General features: G+C 74.1%; 11 protein-coding genes. 1 reads left to right on the top strand and 10 read right to left on the bottom strand.

Features of this window, described 5'->3' with window-relative positions; translation table 11 throughout:
- Together AC07D6_RS10725 and AC07D6_RS10720 are read right to left on the bottom strand one after the other, a co-directional pair.
- Complete coding sequence (locus AC07D6_RS10725; RefSeq protein WP_479043339.1) at positions 1-7,245, bottom strand: amino acid adenylation domain-containing protein; 7,245 nt, start codon at positions 7,243-7,245, stop codon at positions 1-3.
- A gap of 502 nt (positions 7,246-7,747) precedes the next feature.
- Positions 7,748-10,585 (bottom strand): AfsR/SARP family transcriptional regulator, encoded by a 2,838-nt coding sequence (locus AC07D6_RS10720; RefSeq protein WP_479043338.1) that lies wholly within the window; start codon positions 10,583-10,585, stop codon positions 7,748-7,750.
- Between the two features lie 97 nt (positions 10,586-10,682).
- Here AC07D6_RS10720 and AC07D6_RS10715 point away from each other — a divergent pair, with 97 nt between their 5' ends.
- The gene (locus AC07D6_RS10715; protein WP_315877393.1) at positions 10,683-12,263 is read left to right on the top strand and encodes an MFS transporter; all 1,581 of its coding nucleotides are present in this window, start codon (positions 10,683-10,685) and stop codon (positions 12,261-12,263) included.
- Between the two features lie 80 nt (positions 12,264-12,343).
- Here the strand turns inward: AC07D6_RS10715 and AC07D6_RS10710 are convergent, their stop codons facing one another.
- From AC07D6_RS10710 to pelF, 8 genes are all read right to left on the bottom strand, one after another.
- Positions 12,344-13,207, bottom strand: coding sequence for a LysR family transcriptional regulator (locus AC07D6_RS10710; RefSeq protein WP_315877392.1), 864 nt, complete (start codon positions 13,205-13,207; stop codon positions 12,344-12,346).
- 1,887 nt (positions 13,208-15,094) lie between these two features.
- Positions 15,095-15,898: an endo alpha-1,4 polygalactosaminidase gene (locus AC07D6_RS10705; protein WP_479043337.1), complete on the bottom strand. Its 804-nt coding sequence runs from the start codon at positions 15,896-15,898 to the stop codon at positions 15,095-15,097.
- Positions 15,895-16,557 carry a spherulation-specific family 4 protein gene (locus AC07D6_RS10700; protein ID WP_479043335.1) on the bottom strand — a complete coding sequence of 221 codons (663 nt, stop codon included), beginning with the start codon at positions 16,555-16,557 and terminating at the stop codon, positions 15,895-15,897. Before AC07D6_RS10700 ends, AC07D6_RS10705 begins: the two co-directional genes overlap by 4 nt.
- Positions 16,554-17,480 (bottom strand): NAD-dependent epimerase/dehydratase family protein, encoded by a 927-nt coding sequence (locus AC07D6_RS10695; RefSeq protein WP_479043333.1) that lies wholly within the window; start codon positions 17,478-17,480, stop codon positions 16,554-16,556. Before AC07D6_RS10695 ends, AC07D6_RS10700 begins: the two co-directional genes overlap by 4 nt.
- 6 nt (positions 17,481-17,486) lie before the next feature.
- Positions 17,487-18,200, bottom strand: coding sequence for a nucleotidyltransferase family protein (locus AC07D6_RS10690; RefSeq protein ID WP_315877388.1), 714 nt, complete (start codon positions 18,198-18,200; stop codon positions 17,487-17,489).
- Between the two features lie 30 nt (positions 18,201-18,230).
- Positions 18,231-19,232, bottom strand: coding sequence for a GDP-mannose 4,6-dehydratase (locus tag AC07D6_RS10685; RefSeq protein WP_479043331.1), 1,002 nt, complete (start codon positions 19,230-19,232; stop codon positions 18,231-18,233).
- A gap of 77 nt (positions 19,233-19,309) precedes the next feature.
- Positions 19,310-20,725, bottom strand: a complete 1,416-nt coding sequence (locus tag AC07D6_RS10680) for a hypothetical protein (protein WP_479043329.1) — start codon at positions 20,723-20,725, stop codon at positions 19,310-19,312.
- Positions 20,722-22,233, bottom strand: coding sequence for a GT4 family glycosyltransferase PelF (gene pelF / locus AC07D6_RS10675; RefSeq protein WP_479043328.1), 1,512 nt, complete (start codon positions 22,231-22,233; stop codon positions 20,722-20,724). Before pelF ends, AC07D6_RS10680 begins: the two co-directional genes overlap by 4 nt.
- Positions 22,234-22,262 lie beyond the last annotated feature (29 nt).

The following is a 22,262-nucleotide window of genomic DNA, read 5'->3' as shown; positions in this document are numbered from 1 at the left end:
TCAGCGCTGCCCGCTTTCGCTCGTCTGGAGTCGGATGGTCCCGAGCACCGTGCCGACGATGTCGGACACGCGCGGTTCCTCCATGATCGTGAGGTGGTCGCCCTCGACCTCGACCACCGAGAGGCGGCCGGCGGTCCGCTCCCGCCATCCGTTGGTCGGGTCGGCGTGCATGCTGTCGATGGCGGTGTGCATCTCCAGCAGGACGCCGGGCAGCGGATCGCGGGCCCGGATGAGCACCATGTCGTAGTCCACGACGCCGGGCCGGTAGGCGAAGGCCGCGCGCCAGTTCGCCTCGTAGACCCGGAACAGCCGGCGTACGACGGCGTCGCCGCTGCCCGCGGGCAGCACGCCCTCGTCGATGGCCAGCTTGGTCATGAACGCGAACTTCTCGTCCAGCGTGGTCAGGCCGGGCGGCAGGAGGTCCCCGGCCGTGGCGCTGCCGTGCTGGAGCCAGAGCAGCTCCCAGAAGAACCAGCCGAGCAGGGCCTCGTCGTCGGTCCACGGCCGCCGCCCCGGGTTGAGCGCCGTCGTGTCCAGCAGGATCAGCGACCCGACGCTCTCTCCGGCGGCGTGGAGCTGGCGGGCCATCTCGAAGGCGACGAACCCGCCGAAGGACCAGCCGCCGATGTGGTACGGCCCGGTCGGCTGGACCCGGCGCATCGCCTCGATGTAGTTGGCCGCGAGCCGCTCGATGCCGCGCACCGGTTCCGTGCCGACGTCCGCCCCGGCCGCCTGGAAGGCGTAGAAGGGCTGGTCCTCCGGCAGGTGCTTGGCGAACGGCATGTAGCACAGCACGTTGCCGCCCATGGGGTGCGCGAAGAACAGCGGGGGCCGGGTGCCCTGCGGCCGGATCGCCACCAGCGGGTCGAACCCGGTCGTCGCGGTGCCCGCCGAGCGGAGCCGTTCGGCCAGCTCGGCCACGGTCGGCGCCACGATGAAGTCCGACAGCGGGACCACGGTGCCGAACCGTTCCTCCATGAGGACGACGAGGCGCATCGCCGTGATCGAGGTGGCGCCGAGGTCGAACAGGTTGTCGTGCACGCCCACCTCGGGGATCTGGAGCAGGTCGGCCAGCATCTCCGCGAGGGCCCGCTCGTGGGCGTCCCGCGGGGCGACGCGGCCGGTCCGCTCCTCGTGGGCCAGCGGCATCTCGCGCAGCGCGGCCTCGTCGCGCTTGCCGTTCGGCGTGAGCGGGATGGCGGGCAGCCAGGCGAAGTGCGTGGGCACCATGTACTCCGGCAGCTTCGCGCGCAGGTGCCGCCGCAGCCCGTCCAGGTCCGCGCGCTCGGCGTCGCCGACCAGGAAGGCCGCGAGGAAGGCGTCGCCGGCCGCGTTGCGCCGGGCGACCACGGCGATGTCGGTGATCGCGTCGGGGTCGCCCGCCGCGGCCTCGGCGGCGACCAGCTCGACCTCCGCCGGTTCGACCCGGTAGCCGCGGATCTTGACCTGCCGGTCGGCGCGGCCGAGGCACGCGACGTTCCCGTCGGGCAGCACCATGCCGACGTCACCGGTTCGGTAGAGCAGCCCGTCCCCGGCCGGGTCGGGCACGAACCGTTCTTCCGTCAGGTCCGGCCGCCCGGCGTAGCCGCTGGCCAGACCGGCTCCGCCGATGTAGATCTCGCCCCGGCACCCGACCGGGACCGGGCGCATCCCCGTGTCCAGGACCAGCAGCCGGGCCCCGTGGATGGGCTGCCCGACCGGAGGCAGCGCGGGGAAGGTCCCCGGCTCGCCGGTCATCTCGTAGAACGCCGCGGCGTGGGTCTCGGTGGGGCCGTAGTGGTTGTCGAGCACGAGGTCCTTCAGGGAGGCGCAGAAGCGGCGGATCTCGTCCGTCATCCGGAACTGCTCGCCCGAGGAGCACAGCACGCGCAGGCTCCGCGGCACCAGGCCGAGGGCGTTGGACGCCTCCGCCAGTTGCTGGAGGGCCACGTAGGGCAGGTGCATGCGCTCCACGCGCTCCCGGTCCATCAGCCGCAGCAGTCCGGGCATGTCCCGCCGCAGCTCCTCCTCGATGACGACCAGCGTGCCGCCGCCGCACAGCGTGGAGTACAGCTCCTGGAACGAGACGTCGAAGCTGAGCGGGGCGTACTGCAGGGTCCGGCCGCCCTCGGCGGTGCTGGGGATCCCGTTCTGCCAGGCCACCAGGTTGGACATCGAGCGGTGCGGTGCCGACACGCCCTTCGGCCGTCCCGTGGAGCCCGAGGTGAACAGCAGGTACACCTCGTCGTCCTCGGATATCTCCGGCAGCTCGGCCGTGCGGTCGGTGTCGGCCAGCGAGTCGTAGGAGACCATCCGGACCGTGGGCTCCAGGAGGTCCCGGTGCTCGGCGTCGACGACGACGCAGGCCGGCCCGCCCTGCTCGATCATGGCCCGCAGCCGGTCCACCGGATAGGCGGTGTCCAGCGGCATGGTCGAGCACCCGGCCTTCGCGGTGCCCAGCATCGCGGCGACGGTCTGCGGCGACCGCCCCATGGCGATGCCCACGCGGTCGCCGGGGCGCACACCGGCGTCCAGCAGGCCGGCGGCGACCCGGGTGGCGATCCGGTCCAGCTCCGCGTAGGTCCACGTCAGGCCGTCGGAGACGACCGCCTCCGCCTGCGGCGAGCGGCGCGCCTGGGCCTCGAAGGCGCGCACCACGTTCGTGCGGGGCCGCTCGGTCCGCGGGGCCCGGGGGGCGGGGGCGAGGAAACCGAACTCGACGGCGTCGTCCGGGTGCTCGGCGATCTCGCGCAGGATCCGGACGTACGCGTCGGTGTACAGCCGCCCCTGCGCGGGGGTGAACGTCCGGCCGGAGAAGTCCAGGCGGAGCCGGATGCCCTCGTCCACCGGGTCGACCATGGCGTTGACGACCAGGGAGAAGTTGGTCTCCTCCCAGACCGCGAAGCCGCGGTCGTCGATCCCCGGCGTCCGGAAGACCTCACCGAGCTGACGGAAGTGGATGAAGTTGAACAAGGTGTCGACCAGTGACGGACGGCCGAGATCGTCCTGGATGACCGCGAGCGGCACCCGCCGGTGCGGGTAGCTCTCCCGTTCCCGGTCCACCACGTGCCGCACGACGTCGAACCACGCGTCCGCCTCCGCGGTGAGCCGCAGGGGCAGGGTGTTGAGGAAGAGGCCGCAGGTGCGCTCGGCGCCGTCGACGTCCGGCCTGCCGTGGGTCACCAGACCGGTGGTGACGTCCGTCTGCCCGGAGAAGGCGCGCAGCAGCAGGACGTGCGCGGCGAACAGGACCGCCTTCACCGGAACCCGCCGGTCGCGGGCGGTGGCGCGCACGGCCCCGGCGAGGTCGGCGGGCAACCGCAGGTCGTACTCCGTCCGCTCGTCCGTCCCGGGCGCCTCGTGGGGGCGGAAGCTCTCCAGGTGCGGCTGCGTCGCGCCGGCGAGCTCGGCCCGCCAGTAGGCCCGGCTCGCCTCCGCGTCGATGGCCGCGCGCTCCTCGGCGACGTGCAGCGCGGCCGAGGGCGGCACGACGTCCGGTACCGGCTCCAGGTCCAGCCCCAGCAGGTGCCCGTAGTCCCGCAGGAGCTCGGACACGAGGTTGGCGACGCTGCCGCCGTCGAGGATGGCGTGGTGGAAGCTGAAGACCAGCTCGACCGTGTCGGGCAGGACGAACGCGCGGAAGTGGTACAGCGGCGCCCGGTCGAACCGGTAGTCGTACCGGCGCCGCTGCGCGACGTGCTCGCCGATGGCGGCCTCGGCCCCCTCGGCGGACGCGCCCCGCAGGTCGTCGACGTCCAGCCCGCCCTCGACGGTGGAGTGGACGATCTGGAGCGGCTCGGAGTACCCGGCGAGGGCGAACGACGACCGCAGCACCGGATGGCGCCGGACGAGGCGGTCGAAGGCCGTCCGGAACGCCGGCTCCTCCCACGGCATGGCCAGGCTGTACCGGAAGACGTCCTTGTACGTCGCGGAGTCCTGCTTCTCGCGGCTGTGGAACAGCAGGCCGAGCTGGAGCCGGGTGACCGGGTAGGCGTCCTCGTACGTCTCCAGGCGGGCCCGGTCCACGTGGGAGACCAGGCCGAAGGGGCGCAGCGCGGCGGAGGCGGTCCGGTCGTCGGGCCCCGCGGCCGCCGAGATCTCGGCGCACTCCGCCAGGGCCGCCACGGTGGGGTTGCGGACGAAGTCGTCCATCGTGAACCGGATGCCGGCCTTCTCCGCCAGCGCCCGCACCCGGAGCATGCTGATCGAGTCGCCGCCGATCACGAAGTAGTCCGTGTGGACGCCGACCCGGTCGGTGCCGAGCACCTGCGCCCAGATGTCGGCGAGCACGGCCTCGTGGGTGTTGCGCGGCGCGTCGTCCCCGTCGTCGGGCGCGCCGATCGACGGGGCGGGCAGCGCCTTGCGGTCGACCTTGCCGTTGGGGGTGAGGGGGAGGCGGTCGAGCCGTTCGAAGTACGACGGGATCATGTAGCCGGGCAGCACGTCGCCGAGGGCCGACCGCAGGCGGCCCGGGTCGAGGTCGCCGTCGGCCGTGCAGTAGGCGACGAGGACCGGGCCCCGCCCGCCGCCGGGCCGGTGGTCGACGACCACGGCGTCGCGGATGCCGTCCAGGGCGACCAGCGCGTTCTGCACCTCGCCCAGTTCGACCCGGTTGCCGCGGATCTTCACCTGGTCGTCGGACCGGCCCAGGTACTCGATGGTGCCGTCGGCGAGCAGGCGGGCCAGGTCCCCGGTGCGGTAGAGGCGGCCACCGGGGCTGAAGGGGTCCTCGACGAAGCGCTCGGCGGTGAGTTCGGGGCGGTTGAGGTAACCGCGGGCGACCTGGACACCGCCGATGTGCAGCTCGCCCGGAACGCCGACGGGCTGGAGGCGGCCGTGCCGGTCGAGCACGTAGAGCGTGGTGTTCTCCACCGGGCGGCCGATGGGCACGCGGGTGACCGGCCCGTGGGACGCGGGCGGGCAGTCGAAGTAGGTCACGTCGACCGCGGCTTCGGTGGGGCCGTAGAGGTTGACCAGGCGGGGCGCGTCGCCGTCACCGAAGATCCGGTTGAACTGGGCGACCCGCTCCGGCGGCAGCGCTTCGCCGCTGCAGAAGACGGAGCGCAGCGAGCCGGCGTCGCCGAGGCGGTCCGGGCCGTCCTCCAGCAGGTCGAGGAACGGGCCGAGCATCGAGGGCACGAAGTGGATCACGCTCACCCGGTGTTCGCGTATGACGCGCGCGAGCTGCTCGGGGTCCTTCTCCCCGCCGGGCGGCAGCAGCACCACCCGGGCGCCCTGGACGGCCCACCACAGCAGCTCCCACACGGAGACGTCGAACGAGATGGGCGTCTTCTGGAGCAGCGTGTCGCCCGGACCGATCGGGTAGCGGCGCTGCATCCACATCAGCCGGTTGCCCACGGCGTGGTGCTCGACCATGACGCCCTTGGGGCGGCCGGTGGAACCGGAGGTGTAGATGACGTAGGCGACGTCGTCGGAGCGCGAGGTCCGGCCGAGCGGCTCGGCGGAACCGCGGTACAGGTCGGAGATCCGGAGCACCGGGGCGTCGGTGGGCGGCTCCTCGCCGCCGCTCCCGCCGCGCAGGACCAGCTTCGCCCGGCAGTCCTCCAGGAGCAGCCGGATCCGCGCGGACGGGTAGCCGGGGTCGACGGGCACGTAGGCGCCGCCCGCCTTGAGGATGCCGAGGAGGCCGGGGAGCAGCTCCGGGCCGCGCTCCGCGAGGATGGCGACGCGTTCGCCGGGGCCGACCCCCCGCTCGCGCAGGGCCCGCGCCACCTGGTTGGACAGCCGGTCGAGCTCGGCGAAGGTCAGCGTGGTGCCGGAGGCGTCGTCGACCACGGCCGTCAGGTCCGGGGTGCGCGCCGCCTGCTCGGCGAAGAGCTGGTGCAGCGTCTTCTCCCGCGGGTAGGGCACCAGGGCGCCCTGGCGGTGCCGCACGATGTCCTCGTACTCGTCGTCGGTCAGCATGGGGAGCTCCGCGACCGACAGGTCCCGCAGGTCGAGGCCGCGGCGCAGGAGCTGCTCGACGTGCCCGGCCAGCGCCTCCGCGGTGAGGTGCCCGTCGAACACGTCGTCGGCGTAGTCCAGGTCGACGCGCAGACCGGGCTCGTCCTCGAACGCCTGCACCATGACGGACAGGGCGTTGGCGGCGTGGACCGGGGCCATGACGGTGGTGGTCCGGGCCACTCCCGGGATCTCCGCGGGCCGGGGGAAGCGCAGGTAGGAGACGGTGACGTCGAACAGCCGGCGGCTGTCGGCACCCCGCGCGGGCGCCTCCCGGAGGATCTCGCCGAACGGGAGCCGCTCGTGCTCCTTGAGCTCGTCGACCAGCGCGCGGACGCGTTCGGCGAGGTCGACCAGGGACGGGTCGCCCTCCACCGGGATGCGCAGCGGCAGGTTGTTGGCGAACTGGCCGACGGTCGCGCGCTCCTCGTCGGTCCGGCGGTTCAGGAAGGGCACGCCGAGCACGACCTCGTTCTCCTGGTGGATCCGCCCGAGGCACACCGCGAACGCCGAGAGCAGGTAGGCGAAGGGGGAGGCCCCGGCGTCGAGGATGCGCCCGACGAGCGCCTCGTCGACGGAGAAGGAGTACCGGCCGCGGCCGGGCGGCGTCGTTCCGGAACGCGAGAAGAGCGCGGGCGCGACCCCCGCCAGGTATTTCCGGTAGAAGGCGCGGTCGTTTTCGCTGTCCGCGTCGTCGGACGGCGCGTTGAACTCCTGAATGGATTTCCAGTACGAAGGCGAATCGGCCTGCCGCGCCGGAGCCGCCGCGTTTTCCCGGTCGGCCGGAGCGTCATTTCGCCCCGCCGCGCGGGCACGGTAGTCGGAAAGGATCCGCAAGGTCATCGTGTTCAGCGCCCAGGCGTCGGTCACGATGTGGTGCGAGGTCAGGACGAGGTGGACGGCGGCCGGCCCCTCGATGAGCACAGCGGCCCGGAACAACGTCCCGCCCCGGACGTCCAGCGGCCGGCCCAGCTCCTGTTCGCACCAGATCCGCACGGCGTCGGCGGGATCCGGCTCACCGGAGAGGTCGACGCTCTCGTACGACGGCGTCCACTCCTCCGGCGCGTCGGAGGCGGGCCAGACACGGGGGACCCCCTCGCCGTCCTCGCCGAACCGCAACCGGAAGGCGTCGTGCTCGCGCACCGCACGGACCAGGCACGCGCCGAGCAGTTCCCGGTCCACGGCGCCCTCCAGCCGCTCGTGGACCAGTACGTTGAATTGGCAATTCCCTGGTGTGCGCGCTTCGGCCGCCCAGATGTCGCGCTGGTAGCCGGTCAATTCGAGGGCCTTGGATTCAGCTGCCATCCCCACTGAATTCCGCTCCTTCGCCTGTCATTCGTACGCGAATAAACAACGGCTCCGGTCAGGCTAGATGAGAGGTGTTTCATGCGGCTACTACGTGATCGAGTAGGGCATTCAGGTGAATGCGTAGGGGCCCGGCCGCCGTGCCGCGCGAGGATCGGGACCGCGTCCCGCGCGGTGCGGGCCGGTGCGGTCGGGGTCCGTCCGCGTGCGGGCGCCGGGGCGTGGAGCGCCGGCCGCGGGAGCACGGCTCCGTACGGGTGGGGTGGACCGGCCGGCCGGCGCCCCGCCGCCGGCCGCGGACGCGACGGCCGCGCCGGTGGGGACACGACGGTCGTGCGGGCGGGGACGCGACGGTCGGGCCGGTGAGGACACGAAGGCCGCTCGGCGGGGTCACGAGGGCCGCGTCAGCGTGATCACGACGGCCGCGCGCCGGTCGCGGGGCCCGCCGGGCCCGGCGGGCCCCCGCCACCCGTCCCGGTGGAGGGACAGCGCACGGGCCCGGTCAGGCCCGGGCGACGAGGTCCAGCTCCGCCAGCGCGGCCGCGGCGTCGGCGGCGTGGCCCGAGGAGTGGCTCTTGGCCAGCGCCCGGTTCAGGTGGCGCCTGGCGGCCCCCCGGTCGCCGCGGAGACGTGCGGCGAGCCCCAGGCCGATCTCGGCACGGACCTCGCCCCGGCTGTAGGCCCGTTCGGCCGACACGGACAGCGCCCGCTCGTACAGTTCCGTCGCCCGCCGGGCGTGGCCGCCCGCCAGGGCGGTCTTGCCGAGCCAGGTCAGCGCCTCGACGACCTCGGTCCACAGCCCGAGTTCCTCGGCCACCACGAGGCCCTCCCGGTGCAGCCGCTCCGTCCGCGCGTGGTCGCCGTCGCGTTCGGCCGTGAGCGCCAGGGCCCGGGTGGCCCGGAGCTGGCCCCAGCGGTCGCCGACCTCGTGGAACAGCGCGGCCCCCAGCTCCGCGTGGGACTCGCCCCGGACCGGGGCGTGGCCCGCCAGCTCGACCAGCGCCGCGGCCTCGCCCCAGCGGTCCCCGGCGGCGCGCGCGCCGGCCAGGCTCGCCTCCACCAGCCGCCGCCCCTCGCGGTGGTGCCCGTGGCCGGTCAGACCGGTGCCGACGAACCACTGCAACCGGGCCCGCAGCACGGGCTGGTCGACGCCGGCCGTCGGGTCCTCACCCGCCGGGACCGGTGTTGTGCCGGTCGACGACGTGCGCAGCTCGATGCCGGTCAGCCAGGCCCGCGCCGCCAGGCGCGCGGCCGGGGCGGCCCCGCCGTCGGCGGCCAGCGCGGCCTGGAGCGACCTGCGGGCCTCGGTGAGCCGCCCGCGCAGGAACCAGTACCACGTCAGCGCGTTCACCAGCCGTACCGCGCATCCGGCGGCGTCCCCGGCGACCGCGAGGTCGAGGGCGCGGCGCAGGTTGACCGTTTCCGCGTCCAGGCGCTCCAGGCAGCGCCGCTGGTCCGGGCCGCGCAGCCGCTCGCTCTCCCGCTCGGCCAACTCGGTGTAGCACCGTACGAACCGCGCCCGGACGGCAGTCTCCTCGCCCGACTCCGCCAGCCGTTCGGCGCAGTACGCGGCCACCGACTCCAGCAACCGGAACCGGTTCGCCTCACGGACCACCAGCGAGCGGTCCACCAGCCGGGACAGCAGGTCGGGCACCCGCTCGGCGCTCAGGTCCCGGTCGGCGCAGACCGCCTCGGCGGACGGCAGGGTGCAGCCGTCCGCGTGCACGGCGAGGCGCCGCAGCACGGTCCGCTCGTCCGCGGTCAACAGCTGCCAGCTCCAGTCGAGCATGCTCCGCAGCGTCTGCTGCCGGGCCGGGAGCCCCCGCACCCGGACGTCGGGCGGGGTGAACCGGTCGTCCAGGGAGGCGGCGAGCTCGGCCGGGCTCAGCGCGCGCAATCGGGGCGCCACGAGTTCCAGGGCGAGCGGGATGCCGTCGAGGCGGCGGCAGATGGCGGAGACGGCGGCCGCGTTGTCCGCGTCGAGGGCGAAGCCGGGCGCCGCCGCCGCCGCCCGCGCCACGAACAGCTCGACGGCGCTGGACCGGGCGACCACCTCCGGGTCGGTGTGCTCCGGCAGCGCCAGCGGGGGCACCGGATGCACCACCTCGCCGGGGATGTCGAGGGCTTCCTGACTGGTGACCAGCAGGTGCCCCGCGGGCACCGCCGACAGGACGGCACCGGCGAGCACGGCGACCGGCTCGACGAGGTGCTCGCAGTTGTCCAGCAGGATCAGCAGGTGCTTGTCGGCCACCGCCTGGCACAGCCAGCCCACCAGGTCGTCGAGGTCCGGCTCGGTCGCCGCGGTGTCGCACAGGCCCAGCGTCGTGATGACCCGCTCGGCGATGTCGTCCGGGGTGGACGCGGCTCCCAGACCGGCCAGTTCGACCAGCCACACGCCGTCGGTGAACCGTTCGGCCATGTCGCGCGCCGCGGCGATCGCCAGCCGCGTCTTGCCCACTCCGCCCAGACCGGTGAGCGTGACGAGGCGGGTGTCCGCACCCGGGCCCAGCCGCGCCCGCACCTGGTCGACCGCCTTCCGCCGGCCGATCAGCGGGGTCAGCGGCGCGGGCAGGTTGGTACGGCACGACAGCGGCGCGACGGCGGGCGCGGCCAGCCGCGGCTCCTGGCGCAGGATCGCCTCGTGCAGCGCGGAGATCGCCGGACCGGGCGACGCCCCCAGCTCCTCCGCCAGCTGGCGCCGCAGTTCCTGGAAGCTCTGCAGCGCGTCGCCCTGCCGCCCGGCCCGGTACAGGGCGCGCATGTGGACCATGCGCAGTCGTTCGCGCAGCGGATGCCGCGATACGAGTTCTCCCAGCTCCGCCGCCAGCGACGTGTGCTCGCCCAGCGTCAGCCGCACCTCGGCCTGGTCCTCGACGACGGAGAGGCGCAGTTCCTCCAGTCGGGCGATCTCACCGCGGGCGAACAGGGACTCGGCCACATCGGCGTAGGCCGGGCCCCGCCACAACGCGAGCGCGTCGGCGAACAGGTCCCCCTTCACCGCCGGCTCCTCCTGGGCGCGGGCGCGCTCGGCCAGTTCCTGGAACCGCAGCGCGTCCACCACGCCGTCCGCGAGCAGCAGCCGGTAGCCGGCGGGCTCGCGGACCACCTGGTCCCGCCCGAGCACGCGGCGGAGCTGGGAGACCTTGGTCTGCAACGTGTTGGCCGACCCGCCCGGCGGGTTGCCCGCCCACAGGTCGTCGATCAGGCGGTCCGCCGGGACCGGTCCGCCCCCGTGGATCAGCAGGTTCGCCAGCAGGGCGCGCACTTTCGCTTCGGGGACCTTGATCGGCCGCCCCTCGGCGTCCCAGACGGCCAGCGGGCCGAGCACCCCGTAACGCATGGTCGCAGTGTATAGCCGAGCGACCGTCAGGAAATCGTGCGTGACGACCGGCATGGTGGCGGGGCACGTTCTCGAACTCGAAACGCAGGGGAGTGCCATGAGCACAACGACCGTACGCAGGGCCGGTGCGCGGGAGTGGGGAGGCCTGGCCGTCCTCTCGCTGCCCACCGTGCTGCTGGGCCTCGACGTCACCGTGCTGTACCTCACCCTCCCGTCGCTGGCGGAGGACCTGCGCCCGAGCGGTACCGAAGAGCTGTGGATCATGGACGCCTACGGCTTCCTGATCGCCGGCTTCCTGATCACCATGGGCACGCTGGGCGACCGGATCGGCCGCCGCAAGCTGCTGATGCTCGGTGCCGCCGCCTTCGGGGCCGTCTCCGTGCTGGCCGCCTACTCCACCAGCGCCGAGATGCTCATCGCCGCGCGCGCCGCGCTGGGCATCGCCGGTGCCACGCTGATGCCGTCCACCCTGGCGCTGATCAGCAACATGTTCACCGACCAGCGCCAGCGCTCACTGGCCATCGGCGTCTGGGCGACGAGCTTCGCGCTCGGCATGGCGCTCGGGCCGGTGGTCGGTGGCGTGATGCTGGACCACTTCTGGTGGGGTTCGGCGTTCCTCCTCGCCGTCCCGGTCGCGGTCGTGCTGCTGGTGGCCGCGCCGGTCCTGATCCCCGAGTACCGGGCGCCGCACAGCGGCCGGTTCGACCTGCTCAGCGTCGCGCTGTCGCTGATCGCGATCCTGCCGGTGATCTACGCGGTGAAGCGGTTCGCCAAGGACGGCTTCGACGTTCCCACGATCGCCGCCACGGTGATCGGCCTGGTCTTCGGGGTGCTGTTCGTGCGGCGTCAGGGCCGGCTGGCGAGCCCGCTGCTCGACGTGCGCCTCTTCACCAACCGCACGTTCAGCGCCGCGCTGAGCGTCCTGCTCGTCGGTCTCGTGGGCGTCGGCGGCTCGATGCTGCTGATCACCCAGCAGCTCCAGCTCGTGGAGGAGCTGCCCCCCGTCGAGGCGGGCCTGTGGATGGGGCCGCCCGCGCTGCTGATGTTCCTGGCCGCGATCGGGGCGCCGCTGGTCGCGCGCCGTGTGCCGCCGGGGATCGTGGTGGCCGCCACCCTGGCGCTGTCCATGGTCGGGTACGTGCTGCTCACCCTGGTCGACGCCTCGGGCGGCATCGCCCTGATGGTGATCGGTTTCGGCCTCGTCTACCTCGGGCTGGGGGCGATCGCGGCCCTGGGCACGGACCTGGTGGTCGGGGCCGCGCCGCCGGAGAAGGCCGGTTCGGCCTCGGCGATGTCGGAGACCGTGCAGGAGCTCGGCCTCGCCCTGGGCGTGGCGATCCTGGGCAGCCTGGCCACCGCGGTCTACCGCAACCGGATCGACGACCAGATCCCCGCCGGTACGCCGTCCGAGGTGGCCGACGTGGCGGGCGACAGCCTCGCCGGCGCGGCCTCGTCGGCACACCGGATGCCCGAGGGCTGGCTCGACCAGGCCAAGGAGGCGGCCACCTCCGGGCTGAACACCGCGATGCTCGTCGCCGCGGTGTGCACCCTGGTGCTGTCGTTCCTCTCCGCCGTCGTGCTGCGACACGTCGGCATCATCGGGGGCGACGAGCCCGGGGCCGACGCGGCCGTACCGGTGGAGCCCTCCGAGTCGGAGCTCTCCAAGTCGGAGGTCTGACCGCGGCGGACCCGGCACCCGCCGCCCGTCGGCGGGCGGGGACGCCGGGGCCGGTGGGCGGCGCGGGGCCCCGGCCCCGGTTACTCGGTGACCTCCGCCACCACGTTCCGCGCCAGCCGGATGAAGGAGCGCAGCGCCGGATGCTGATTGTTGGACGCCCAGACCAGGTAGACCGGCACGGGTGGGGCGTCGCGAATGGGGAGGTATCTGATCTCCGCGTGCGGGTGCATCCAGGCGGTGGAGGCCGGGGTCACGCCGATCCCGACACCGGCGGCGATGTAGGTCTGCCAGTCGTCGATGGTGTCCACCTCCACCGCCACCACGGGTTGCCTGCCGTCCTGCCACAGGTCGAGGTTGGTGGTGCCCGAGAACGAGTTGATCACCAGCGGGTAGTCGGCGAGGTCCGGCAGCCGGATCTCGTCCCTCTCGGTGAGCGGGTTGTCCACCGACACGGCGACGACCCGGGGCTCCCTCACGAGGAGTTCCTCGTGGAGGCTCCGGCGCCGGGCGTGGGTGCGCATGATGGCCACGTCCGACAGGCCGCTGGTGAGCCCGCCCGCGGGGTCGTCGACCCGCTTCAGTCGCACCAGCACGTCCGGGTTCATCTCCTGCCACCGGCGCAGTATCTCGCTGGTGTACACACCGGCGGCGGACCAGGCGTACCCGACGCGCAGGGCGCGCACCTGGTGCAGGTCCGAGCACATGGCGTCGTCGAACGCGGTGACGGCGGCGTCGGCCTTGGCGCAGAACATCTTCCCGGCCACCGTGGGCTGCACCCCTTCCGCGGAGCGCTCCAGCAGGGGTTGCTTCACGTGGCGTTCCAGCTCCGCGAGCCTGCGGGACACCGCGGACTGGGCCATGTGCAACCGGGTGGCGGCCTTCGAGATGCTGCCCTCGTCGATCGCCATGAGGAACGTTCTCAAGTGGTGAATGCCAACAGACATGACGCTGGTCCCTTTCACGAAGGAAGTCGGGGGAGTGCGTGGAAGCCGTCCTGGTGTGAATTCGGTGGGGGTGGGGATCGGTGGTGCGAAATGGCGGGGCCCGGAGATCCGGGTCCGCTGGGGGGAGGGGCGCACCGGCGGTCAGGAGGGCGTTCCGTCAGAGGGCGGCGGGGCCGCCCGGCGGTGGCGCCCACCGTCCGCCGGGCACCCCGCGGACCGCGCACGGCATTGCCGGTCTCCCCATCCGGAAAAGGGGGGAAATCCCCTGTCTCCGGCAAGCATTCGGCGTGTCGATTCCCCCGGCTCGGTGCGTTGAAATGACAACCTTGTTCACATTGCCCTTCCAGGTCGCAGGAGGAGATCCGATCCGCGGATGACGGTCGGCGGATATCGGCGCGCCCGGCGCGGGACCCGCCGGTTCCGACCCTTCCCGGCCGCCGTCTTCGCGGCGCCTTTCCCGAAGCCGTTCACGGGCCCGCGGCGCGTCCGGGGGGCGCGGTGCCGCGCGCCCGCACCGGGTGGAGGCCGCCCGTGCCGCCGGGCCGGCCGGGCGCACCGCGCACGCCGACCCCGGCCGTGGGCGACGGACACGGCCGGGGCGCACCCGCTTCGGCGGGGCCGTACGGTGCGGCGCGCGGGCTCCCCCTCCGCGTTACGGAGCCGATCACGTGCCGTGCCTCCCCGTACGCGCCGGCCTGTGCACTGCTCGTCAGCACGGCCACCACGCCTCACCGGCCCTCGGGACCGCGCCGCCACCGCTTCCGCGCGGGTGCCGGCCGCCGCGGCGGCCTCGCGGGGGTGCGCAGGGGGGCCCGCCCGGGCGATCGCCCGGACGGGCAGGGAGCGGCCAGGCGGGGAGGGGACGGGCGGGGAGCGGCGTCGGGGCGCGACGTGGAACCTCTGGAAAGGGGCCGTGCCCGTGCCCGGAGAAGGACCCGGTGAACGGGGTCTCCCCGGGCGGTGCTTTCCGGGAAATCCTGCCGGGTCCGACGTGGTGCCGGGAATGCGCGGGCGCGCGTCCCGTGGCCGGGAATCCGTCCCCCACGGCCGGGGGTGGGTCGTTTTCTCTGCGGGTCCGTGAGACGGCCGCCGCGCACTGGTCATCGCAAAAAAACGGCCGTGAGGCTTTGGCCGAATTATGTCTTTCCAGGCACGCAGGCCGCATGAGACTTCCCGTAATGGGTGCAGAGTGGACAATGATTATCAGGAAATAGCAGGTGACGGAGTCTCCTTGCCGTTGCCAAATGCCCATGGCGACCACAGTCATCAGTGTGACCGGTGATTTTTCCGGGTTCAACAGCACATCATCGAAGGGCTGATACGTATCTGGCTGAGAGGGTGCGGGCGGGAGCGCGGAGGAATGCGTCAAGTAAGGGGTTTCCCGCAGGTGGAGTACCGGACGCGAGGGCGAAACGGAATGTTTCCCCCGATGGACCGTGCTGTTCCGAGTGGCGGGAAGTGAGCGGCCTCCCCAGGAGACCCTCCCGTGGTCGTCCGGCCGGGGACCACGGGGGACGCCTTCGGTCCCGTCCCGGCCAGAACCGCCTCTGACCTGCGGATACATCGTAGTGAAGGTCCCGCGCCGGGTGACCGGCGAGGAATGCGCCGCCCCCGGCGGGCCCAGGGCGCCCGGAGCGCCCGGAACCGCGCGGGCCGCCCGGAAAACGGCGGCGGTGGGGCGCCGAGGACGACCGGGCAGGTACTCGAGGGTCCGCCCGGCGCGGTGGCCGGCGGGCCACGGCCACGGGTGCGGGCGCGCACGGCCGTGGCCGGGAACGCACCACGGCCACCACGACTACGGGGAGCCGGCTCGTACGGTGGCCGCGCGTCCTGTCCGGTGCGCCCGGCGAACGGCGGCGCCCCCGGCCCGGCGGGCGGCCCGGCCCGTCAGCAGGGCTCGCGCCAGGCGTCCAGCTCCGGCTTCTTGAGCATCGACGACAGCCGCAGCTTCCGGGCCAGGGGACAGAAGTCGGCGGTGGACCGCGCGTACTCCACGTGGAAGACCGCCTTGCCCGCCGCGACGAACGGTTCGAGCAGGGCGCACTCGCCGTACTGCGCGCACTCCTCGTTGACCGCGAAGTCGAAGTCGTCCACCAGGTCCGGGATCTGGGGCAGGTCGTTCTTGAGGCCCACGGCCAGGCCGCGCTCGTGCGCGATCTCCGCGATCATGCGGTTGTAGCGGATCTGGTCGCGGGCCGTGAGGGGGAAGCCCGTGTCGTGGGCGTAGCCCTCGACCAGGTCCGGTTCCACCGCGTCGAACCCCTTGTCCCGGCACATGTCGAACCGGCGTTCCATGACGGGACGCAGGGCCTCCGTCCGGCGGATGTCCAGCCAGCGCTCGCCCCGCCAGCCGTTGGGCCCGCCCAGCACCGAGCGGGGGAAGGCGTCCCGGTCGGGGCGGAAGTCCTCCCAGGCGCCGACGTTGACGTAGCAGATCACCTTGCGTCCGTCCCGGTGCAGGCGGTCGACGTCCGAGGCGCTGTTCTCGAAGCCGTCGATGTCGTAGACGGGCACGTCGACGGACGGGTCGACCCCGCCGTCGAGCTGCCACTGCCAGGCCAGCCCGGGACGGGGCCGCCACCACGTGCCCCCGGCGCCGAAGTCCCCACCGTCGGGATCCCCGCCGCCGGAGCACGCGGCGAGGGCCGCCACCAGGGACAGGGCGACCCCCGCGGCCGCGAGCCGCCTCACCGCTCCGCCCCGGCCAGCGCGGGGGTCAGCCGGGACCAGGGGTTGGGCGGTTCGCCCGTCACCGGACCGCACACGGCCGCGCCCCGCTCGCGCGCGGTGCGCACGGCGAGCGGCACGAGCGGCTCGGGCACCCCGTAGACCAGGTGGCACAGCCCCTCGGGGGGATGCCGGGCGGTCCACGCCGGGCGGCTGAACGCCGACACGTACTGGGACCAGTGGCCCTCGAAGGTGACGGTCAGGTCGGCGAGCCGCGCGTAGCCGGGAGCGGGGTGGACCCCCGGGTTGAGGACGACGGGCGAGGCACCGAGGCGGCGCACGGACCGCACCAGGCGGCGGCAGGCCGGCAGCCCGTCCGGCGCGGCGGTCACCCGGTCCAGGAAGCAGCCGTCCACGCCGTACCACTCCCGGTGCCTGCGCAGGTCGTCGGTGATCCCGGCCGGGTCCCGCGCGCCGTAGTCCGTGTCGACGTAACCGAGCAGCCGGGCCCCCGCCGCGCGCAGCGCCCCGGCGGCGGCGGCGAACGCCGGATCCGGGCTGTCGCCGGGCCCGCTGGCGGGGTTGAGCACGACGGCGTGGGTGCGCGCGGCACGGCTGATCAGCCGGTGCCACGCGGCGGGGTCCTCGGCCGGATGGACGTACAGCGGAATCAGCAGGTTCACCGTGCCGCTGCCCCCCCGACGCTGCGGGACCGTGCGCCGGAGGCCGCCCACAGGGCCTCCAGCGACGACTCCAGGGAGCGCGACGGCCGCCAGCCGAGGGCGTCGCGGGCGGCGGTGATGTCCGAGCACTGCCACGAGACGTCGGCGGACCGCGTGGAGCCGCCCGCGCCCTCCTCCACGATCCGGCCCCGGAACCCGGCCGTGTCCGCCAGCGTCCGCACCACCTCCCGGACCGGGACCGCGCCACCGCCCCCGACGTTGAGGACCGGCGGGAGCGGCCCCGGCGCGGTGACCGCCAGTGCCACCGCCTCCGCCACGTCGCGTACGTCCACGAAGTCGCGGTACGCGGACAGGTCCCCGAGCCGCAGCGTCGCCCCCGGGTCGCGCCCGGCCTTTGCGAGCAGCGCGGCGACCCGGCCGGGCAGCCCCGTGGACGGGGCCCCGGGACCCACCGGATTGCCCACCCTCAGCACCACCGCGTCCAGTCCCGACGCGGTCACCGCCACCGTGCCCGCCAACTTGGTCGCACCGTACGGGCCGGCCGGACCGGTCGCCCCGGACTCGGTCACCGGCCGGCCGGGGGTGCCGGGCCCGTACTCGGCGGCCGAGCCCAGGTGCACCAGGCGGACCCGGGGCGCGGCCTCCCGCAGCGCCGCGCACAGCACGGCGGGCCCGCGGGCGTTCACCTCCGCCAGGGTGACGGCGTCGCCGCCGGTCGCGCCCGCGCAGTTGACGACGGCGTCGGGCGCGACCCGGGCCAGCGCGGCCGCGAGCTCCCGTGGGCGCCCGGAGGCGAGGTCGGCGGTGACGTCGGCGGCGGGGGAGCGGCCGCCGAGCAGCACCCGCGCGCCCGGCAGGGCCCGCAGCCGCTCGACGACGTGGCCGCCCAGGTAACCGGTGGCACCGAGGACGAGGATGTGCATGGAAGGTCAGGCTCCCTTGAGCAGAAGCGCCTTGCGGCTGGTGAACTCCGCGTTGGCCCGGTCGTAGTCGTCGGGACGGCCGATGTCCAGCCAGTATCCGTCGAACTCGTAGGCGTGCGGCGGTCGCTGGGCGGCGAGCAGGTCGAGCACCAGCTCGTCGAAGCCCAGCGGCAGCCCGGGCGTGTAGCCGTCGAGGGTGGAGCGGGAGACGCCGTAGACCCCCATGGACACCCGGTAGTCGATGCTGGGCTTCTCCGTGAAGGCGACGACCCGGCTCTGGTCGGTGGTCAGCACCCCGAAGTCGATGTGCACCTTGCGGGCGTAGGTCGCGATGGTCAGCGGCGCGCCCGACGCCTCGTGCCGGCGCAGCACGTCGGCGTAGTCCAGGTCGGTGAGCACGTCGCCGTTCATCACGAGGAAGTGCTCCGGCAGGCGCTCGCGCAGGGTGAGCAGCGGGCCCATGGTGCCCAGCGGGTTCTCCTCGGTGGCGTAGTCGATGTTCATGCCCCACTGGGAGCCGTCGCCGACGTAGGCGCGGATGATCTCGCCGAGGTGGCCGATGGCGATGGTGCAGCGGGTGAAGCCGGCCGTGGAAAGCTGCCGCAGCACGATCTCCAGGATGGCGTGCTGATCGCCGATGGGCACCAGCGGCTTGGGCAGCGCGGTGGTGTACGGCCGCAGCCGGACGCCTTTTCCTCCGGCAAGGATGACTGCGTGCATGGCTTACCTCCTGGGTGCGTGCCGGTCGGGTCAGATGTTGTAGATGCCGGTCTTGTAGCGGGCGAGGTTGGCCGGTTCGCCGAACCACTCCACGGTCCGCGCGAGCCCCTCCTCCAACGTGTGGCCCGGACGCCAGCCGGTCGCCGCGGTCAGCCGGGTGGCGTCGGCGACGAGCCGCATCACCTCGGAGTTGGCGGGCCGCAGGCGCGCGGGGTCCTCGCGGACGTCGAGGGGCGCGTCCATCACCTTGCCGATCAGCGCGACGAGGTCGCCGACGGAGATCTCCCCGCCCGTCCCGGCGTTGAAGGTGCGGCCCACCACCCGCTCCGCCGGTGCCGTGCCCACCGCCAGGAACGCCTGCGCGGTGTCCGCCACGAAGGTGAAGTCCCGGGTGGGGCGCAGGTCGCCGAGGGTGATGGTGCGCTGCCCGGCCGCCACCTGCCCGATGACGGTGGGGATCACCGCGCGCATCGACTGCCGGGGCCCGAAGGTGTTGAACGGCCGCAGCGTCACCACGGGCGTGTCGAAGCTGGCGTGGTAGCTGTCGGCCAGCCGGTCGCCGCCGGCCTTCGAAGCGGCGTACGGCGACTGGGTGTTGATGGGGTGGTCCTCGGTGATCGGCACGGTCTGCGCGGTGCCGTACGTCTCGCTGGTGGAGGTGTGCACCAGGCGCGGGGTGCCCAGCGCGCGCACCGCCTCCAGCACGTTGAGCGTGCCGGTGACGTTGGTGTCCACGTAGCTGTGCGGGGCCTGGTAGGAGTACGGGATCGCGATGAGCGCGGCGAGGTGGTAGGCGCAGTCGGCGCCGTCGAGCAGGCCGCGCACCGAGCCGGGGTCGCGGACGTCGCCGAGGACGATCTCCACCTGGTCCAGGACGTCGGCGGGCAGCGTCTCCAGCCAGCCGTAGGAGGAGAACGAGTTGTACTGGGCCATGGCCCGGACGCGGTGGCCGGAGGCGACGAGCGCCTCGGTGAGGTGGGAGCCGATGAACCCTTCGGCTCCGGTGACGGCGGCGAGTGGTGCGGAGGTCACCTCTGGGTTTCCTTTCGTCGGGTGGTGCGGCGGGCAGGACGCGGGGCTCCGGGGAGCCGGCGGTGGGTGTCCGGTGGTCAGGAGTGCGGGGAGGGCCTGCCGAGCAGGTGGACCGCGCAGGCCGCGAGGCAGACCGCGGTCACCCCGCAGATCGCCGGCAGCGCGGCCGGGCCGGGCGGCAGGTCCAGCCGGGTGGCCGCCCCGGCCCCGGCGGCGGCCAGGAGGCAGAGCACGGCCGGCGGCCAGGCCGCCCCGAACGCCTGGAGCAGCAGGGCGGTCCACAGGGCGGCCGCCAGCGGCAGGAGCGCGGCCGGGCCGGAGCCGACGAGCAGGGCCGGGGGCAGCAACAGCAGGAGGTACCCGGACAGGCACAGCCCGAGGACCGCGGCCGAACGGAGCAGGAAGCCCCGGGGCGTCGCGCTGGCCCGCAGCGCGGCGACCGACCAGCCGCGGTAGCGGTACAGCAGCCACTCGGCCGGGCCCATGCTCACGGTCAGGGCGATCACCGCGTACGGCTCGCGCCGGCCCTCCAGCGCCACGAGGACCGCCGCGGCCAGCCCGAACAGGCCGTAGGGGAGCGAGGAGAGCAGGCGCGGCCGGGGCCCGTCGGACGCGGCCGGGACGGCGAGGCCCGCCCACAGGACGCGTCCGGCGGCGGCGAGCGCGGCCAGCAGCGCCAGCAGCGGCAGCCCCGCCCGCAGCGCCGGGCCGGGCTCCCACCACGGCAGCACCACGGCACCGGCGATCAGCGGGCTGAGCGCGGCCAGCAGCAACCGCTCCCGCCCCAGGACCAGCAGCACCCCCGCCGCCGCCAGGTACAGCGACTGGGCCGCCCCCACCGCGGTGACGGGACCGCCCCCGGCGAGCAGCGCGGCGAGGCCCGTCGCCACCGCCGCGCCGAGCAGGGACCCGGTCAGCAGGGTGCGGGCCGCCTCCCGGCGTCCCACCACCAGCCGCAGGTGCGCCCGGTGGCCGAGCGCCTGCCCCCACGCCCAGGAGGCGATGCCCGCGACGATCAGGACGGCGGCGTGCCGGTCGACCCGCCACAGCGGGGCGGTGAGCAGGTAGGCCAGGGCGGGCAGCGCGAACAGCACCCCGCGCAGCAGGCAGCGCACCGTGTCGGGCCGCCACGGGTCGGCTGCGGGCGGCGGCTCGGGAAACGTCCGGGGCACCCTCGCGTACAGCGCGGAGGCCAGCGAGAACAGGTTCGGATGACCGTAGCGCTCCTTGATCACGGAGGCGGTCATGCCCTCCGACTCCAGCAGCGCGGCCACCTCGTACGGATGGACGGCGGGGCCGATGCGGTCGGCCAGGTCGGCGGCGAGCTCGCTGACGGCCTCTTCGTCGGGCCCCTGCCGGGGCAGCCGCAGCGTGAGGGTGGTGTCGTCCAGGGCCCAGCGGGGCCGGCGGCGGGGCCGGGGCGGCCGGGCCAGCCGCAGCGCCAGCGTGTCCTGCTCGGCACTGTGGGGTTCCAGGGACATCGGCCCGCTCATCCGGTGAGGCTCCCCAGGCCGGTGACCGCCGGAGCGGGCAGGACGATCCGGGCGGGCGTCCCCTCCGCCCGCGCGGACAGTTCGTGGTAGATGGAGCGGAAGGTGTCGATGGTCTGGCGCAGGGTGAACTGCTCGATGACCCGCAGCCGGGCCGCCTCGCCCATGGCCCGGCGCCGGGCGGGGTCGCGCAGCAGCTCCAGCGCGGCGGCGGCCATCGCGTCCGGGTCGCGCGGCGGCACCACGAGGCCCGTGTCGCCCACGGCCTCCCGCACTCCGCCCACGTCCGTGGAGACGGTGGCCCGCCCGCACGACATCGCCTCGATCAGCGTGAAGGGGAAGCCCTCGCTGATGCTGGAGAGCATCACGACGTTCCCGGCGGCGTAGGCGTCCTTGATGTCGTCGACGCGCCCCTCGAACGTCACGGCGTCGGCGTGCCCCAACTCGGCGGCCAGGGCCTCGCAGCGCTCCCGGTAGCCCTCCCCGCCCCGGGGCGTCCCGCCGAACAGCCGCAGCCGCACCTCGGGCAGGTGGGTCCGGACGAGGGCGAGGGCGCGGATCAGGGTCTCCAGGTCCTTGATCGGGTCGACCCGCCCGGCCCAGCTCAGGGTGGGGCTCTCCGGCTCGGGCCCCGCCGGGGGGAACGCGGCGGGGTCGACGCCGTTGTAGACCGTGCGGATCGATGCCGGGTCGGCCCCGCCCTGCTCCTCCCACAGCCGGTTGTAGCGGTTGCCGGGGGTGATGAGCGCCGCCCGGCGGTAGGTCTCCTCCGCCAGCAGCCGGAAGAAGCCCAGGATCACCGCCTTGACCGGCCAGCGGTACGGGGCGGTCCGGTAGCCGAGATAGCGTTCGCGCAGGTAGACGCCGTGCTCGGTGAGCAGCAGCGGAACCCCGTGCCGTTCGAGCGCCGCCAGCCCCGGCAGCACGGCGACACCGCCGCTGACCGCGTGCGCCACTTCCCCCGCGGGCGGCGGGGCGGCGAGGGGGCGCAGGGCGTGTTCCAGCAGGGCGGTCGCGGTCAGCGCGTCGTGCAGCGTCGGCCCCGCCTCCCGCACCACCAGTCCCGGCCGCGTCCACACCCCGGTCAGGATCGTGACCGCCGTGTCGTCCCGCAGGAAGGGGCCGAGCAGGCCGTCCGCCGCCGCCCCGGCCAGCACGTACAGGGCGGGCGCGAAACCGGCCTCGGCGCACGGGTCGACCAGCGCGGTCAGGAACCGCTCGTAGGCGTCGGCGAGCCGGCGGCGGGCACGGCCGCGGGGCGGGCGGCCCGGGGGAGCGGCGCCCCACATCGGCACGGACACGACGCGCGACACGTGCCCGGGAAGGTCCCACACGATCGGCTCGCGCCCGGTGCCGGTGACGGCGATGACGTCGAAGTCGAGGTCGGGCATGCCGGTGACGAGCTGGTCGCACCAGACGCTCACACCGCCGTGGCTGTGCGGGTAGGTGCCTTCGGTGAGCAGGGTGACGCGCGGTGCGCCGGAGCGCCGCGCGCCGTGGTGAACGTGCATGGTTGAGCTCCACGGCCGGGGTGTGGGTG

This window comes from Streptomyces sp. NPDC045287, from assembly GCF_056432325.1.
Note: the sequence above shows the minus strand (reverse complement) of the source record. Positions and strands in the feature narration are given on the sequence as shown.

Excerpts from the sequence above, each read along its gene's own strand:
- AC07D6_RS10690 (WP_315877388.1), bottom strand. The coding sequence starts at position 18,200 with ATGCACGCAGTCATCCTTGCCGGAGGAAAAGGCGTCCGGCTGCGGCCG.
- AC07D6_RS10695 (WP_479043333.1), bottom strand. The coding sequence starts at position 17,480 with ATGCACATCCTCGTCCTCGGTGCCACCGGTTACCTGGGCGGCCACGTC.
- AC07D6_RS10720 (WP_479043338.1), bottom strand. The coding sequence starts at position 10,585 with ATGCGTTACGGGGTGCTCGGCCCGCTGGCCGTCTGGGACGCCGAGGGG.
- AC07D6_RS10710 (WP_315877392.1), bottom strand. The coding sequence starts at position 13,207 with ATGTCTGTTGGCATTCACCACTTGAGAACGTTCCTCATGGCGATCGAC.
- pelF (WP_479043328.1), bottom strand. The coding sequence starts at position 22,233 with ATGCACGTTCACCACGGCGCGCGGCGCTCCGGCGCACCGCGCGTCACC.
- AC07D6_RS10725 (WP_479043339.1), bottom strand. The coding sequence starts at position 7,245 with ATGGCAGCTGAATCCAAGGCCCTCGAATTGACCGGCTACCAGCGCGAC.
- AC07D6_RS10680 (WP_479043329.1), bottom strand. The coding sequence starts at position 20,725 with ATGAGCGGGCCGATGTCCCTGGAACCCCACAGTGCCGAGCAGGACACG.
- AC07D6_RS10715 (WP_315877393.1), top strand. The coding sequence starts at position 10,683 with ATGAGCACAACGACCGTACGCAGGGCCGGTGCGCGGGAGTGGGGAGGC.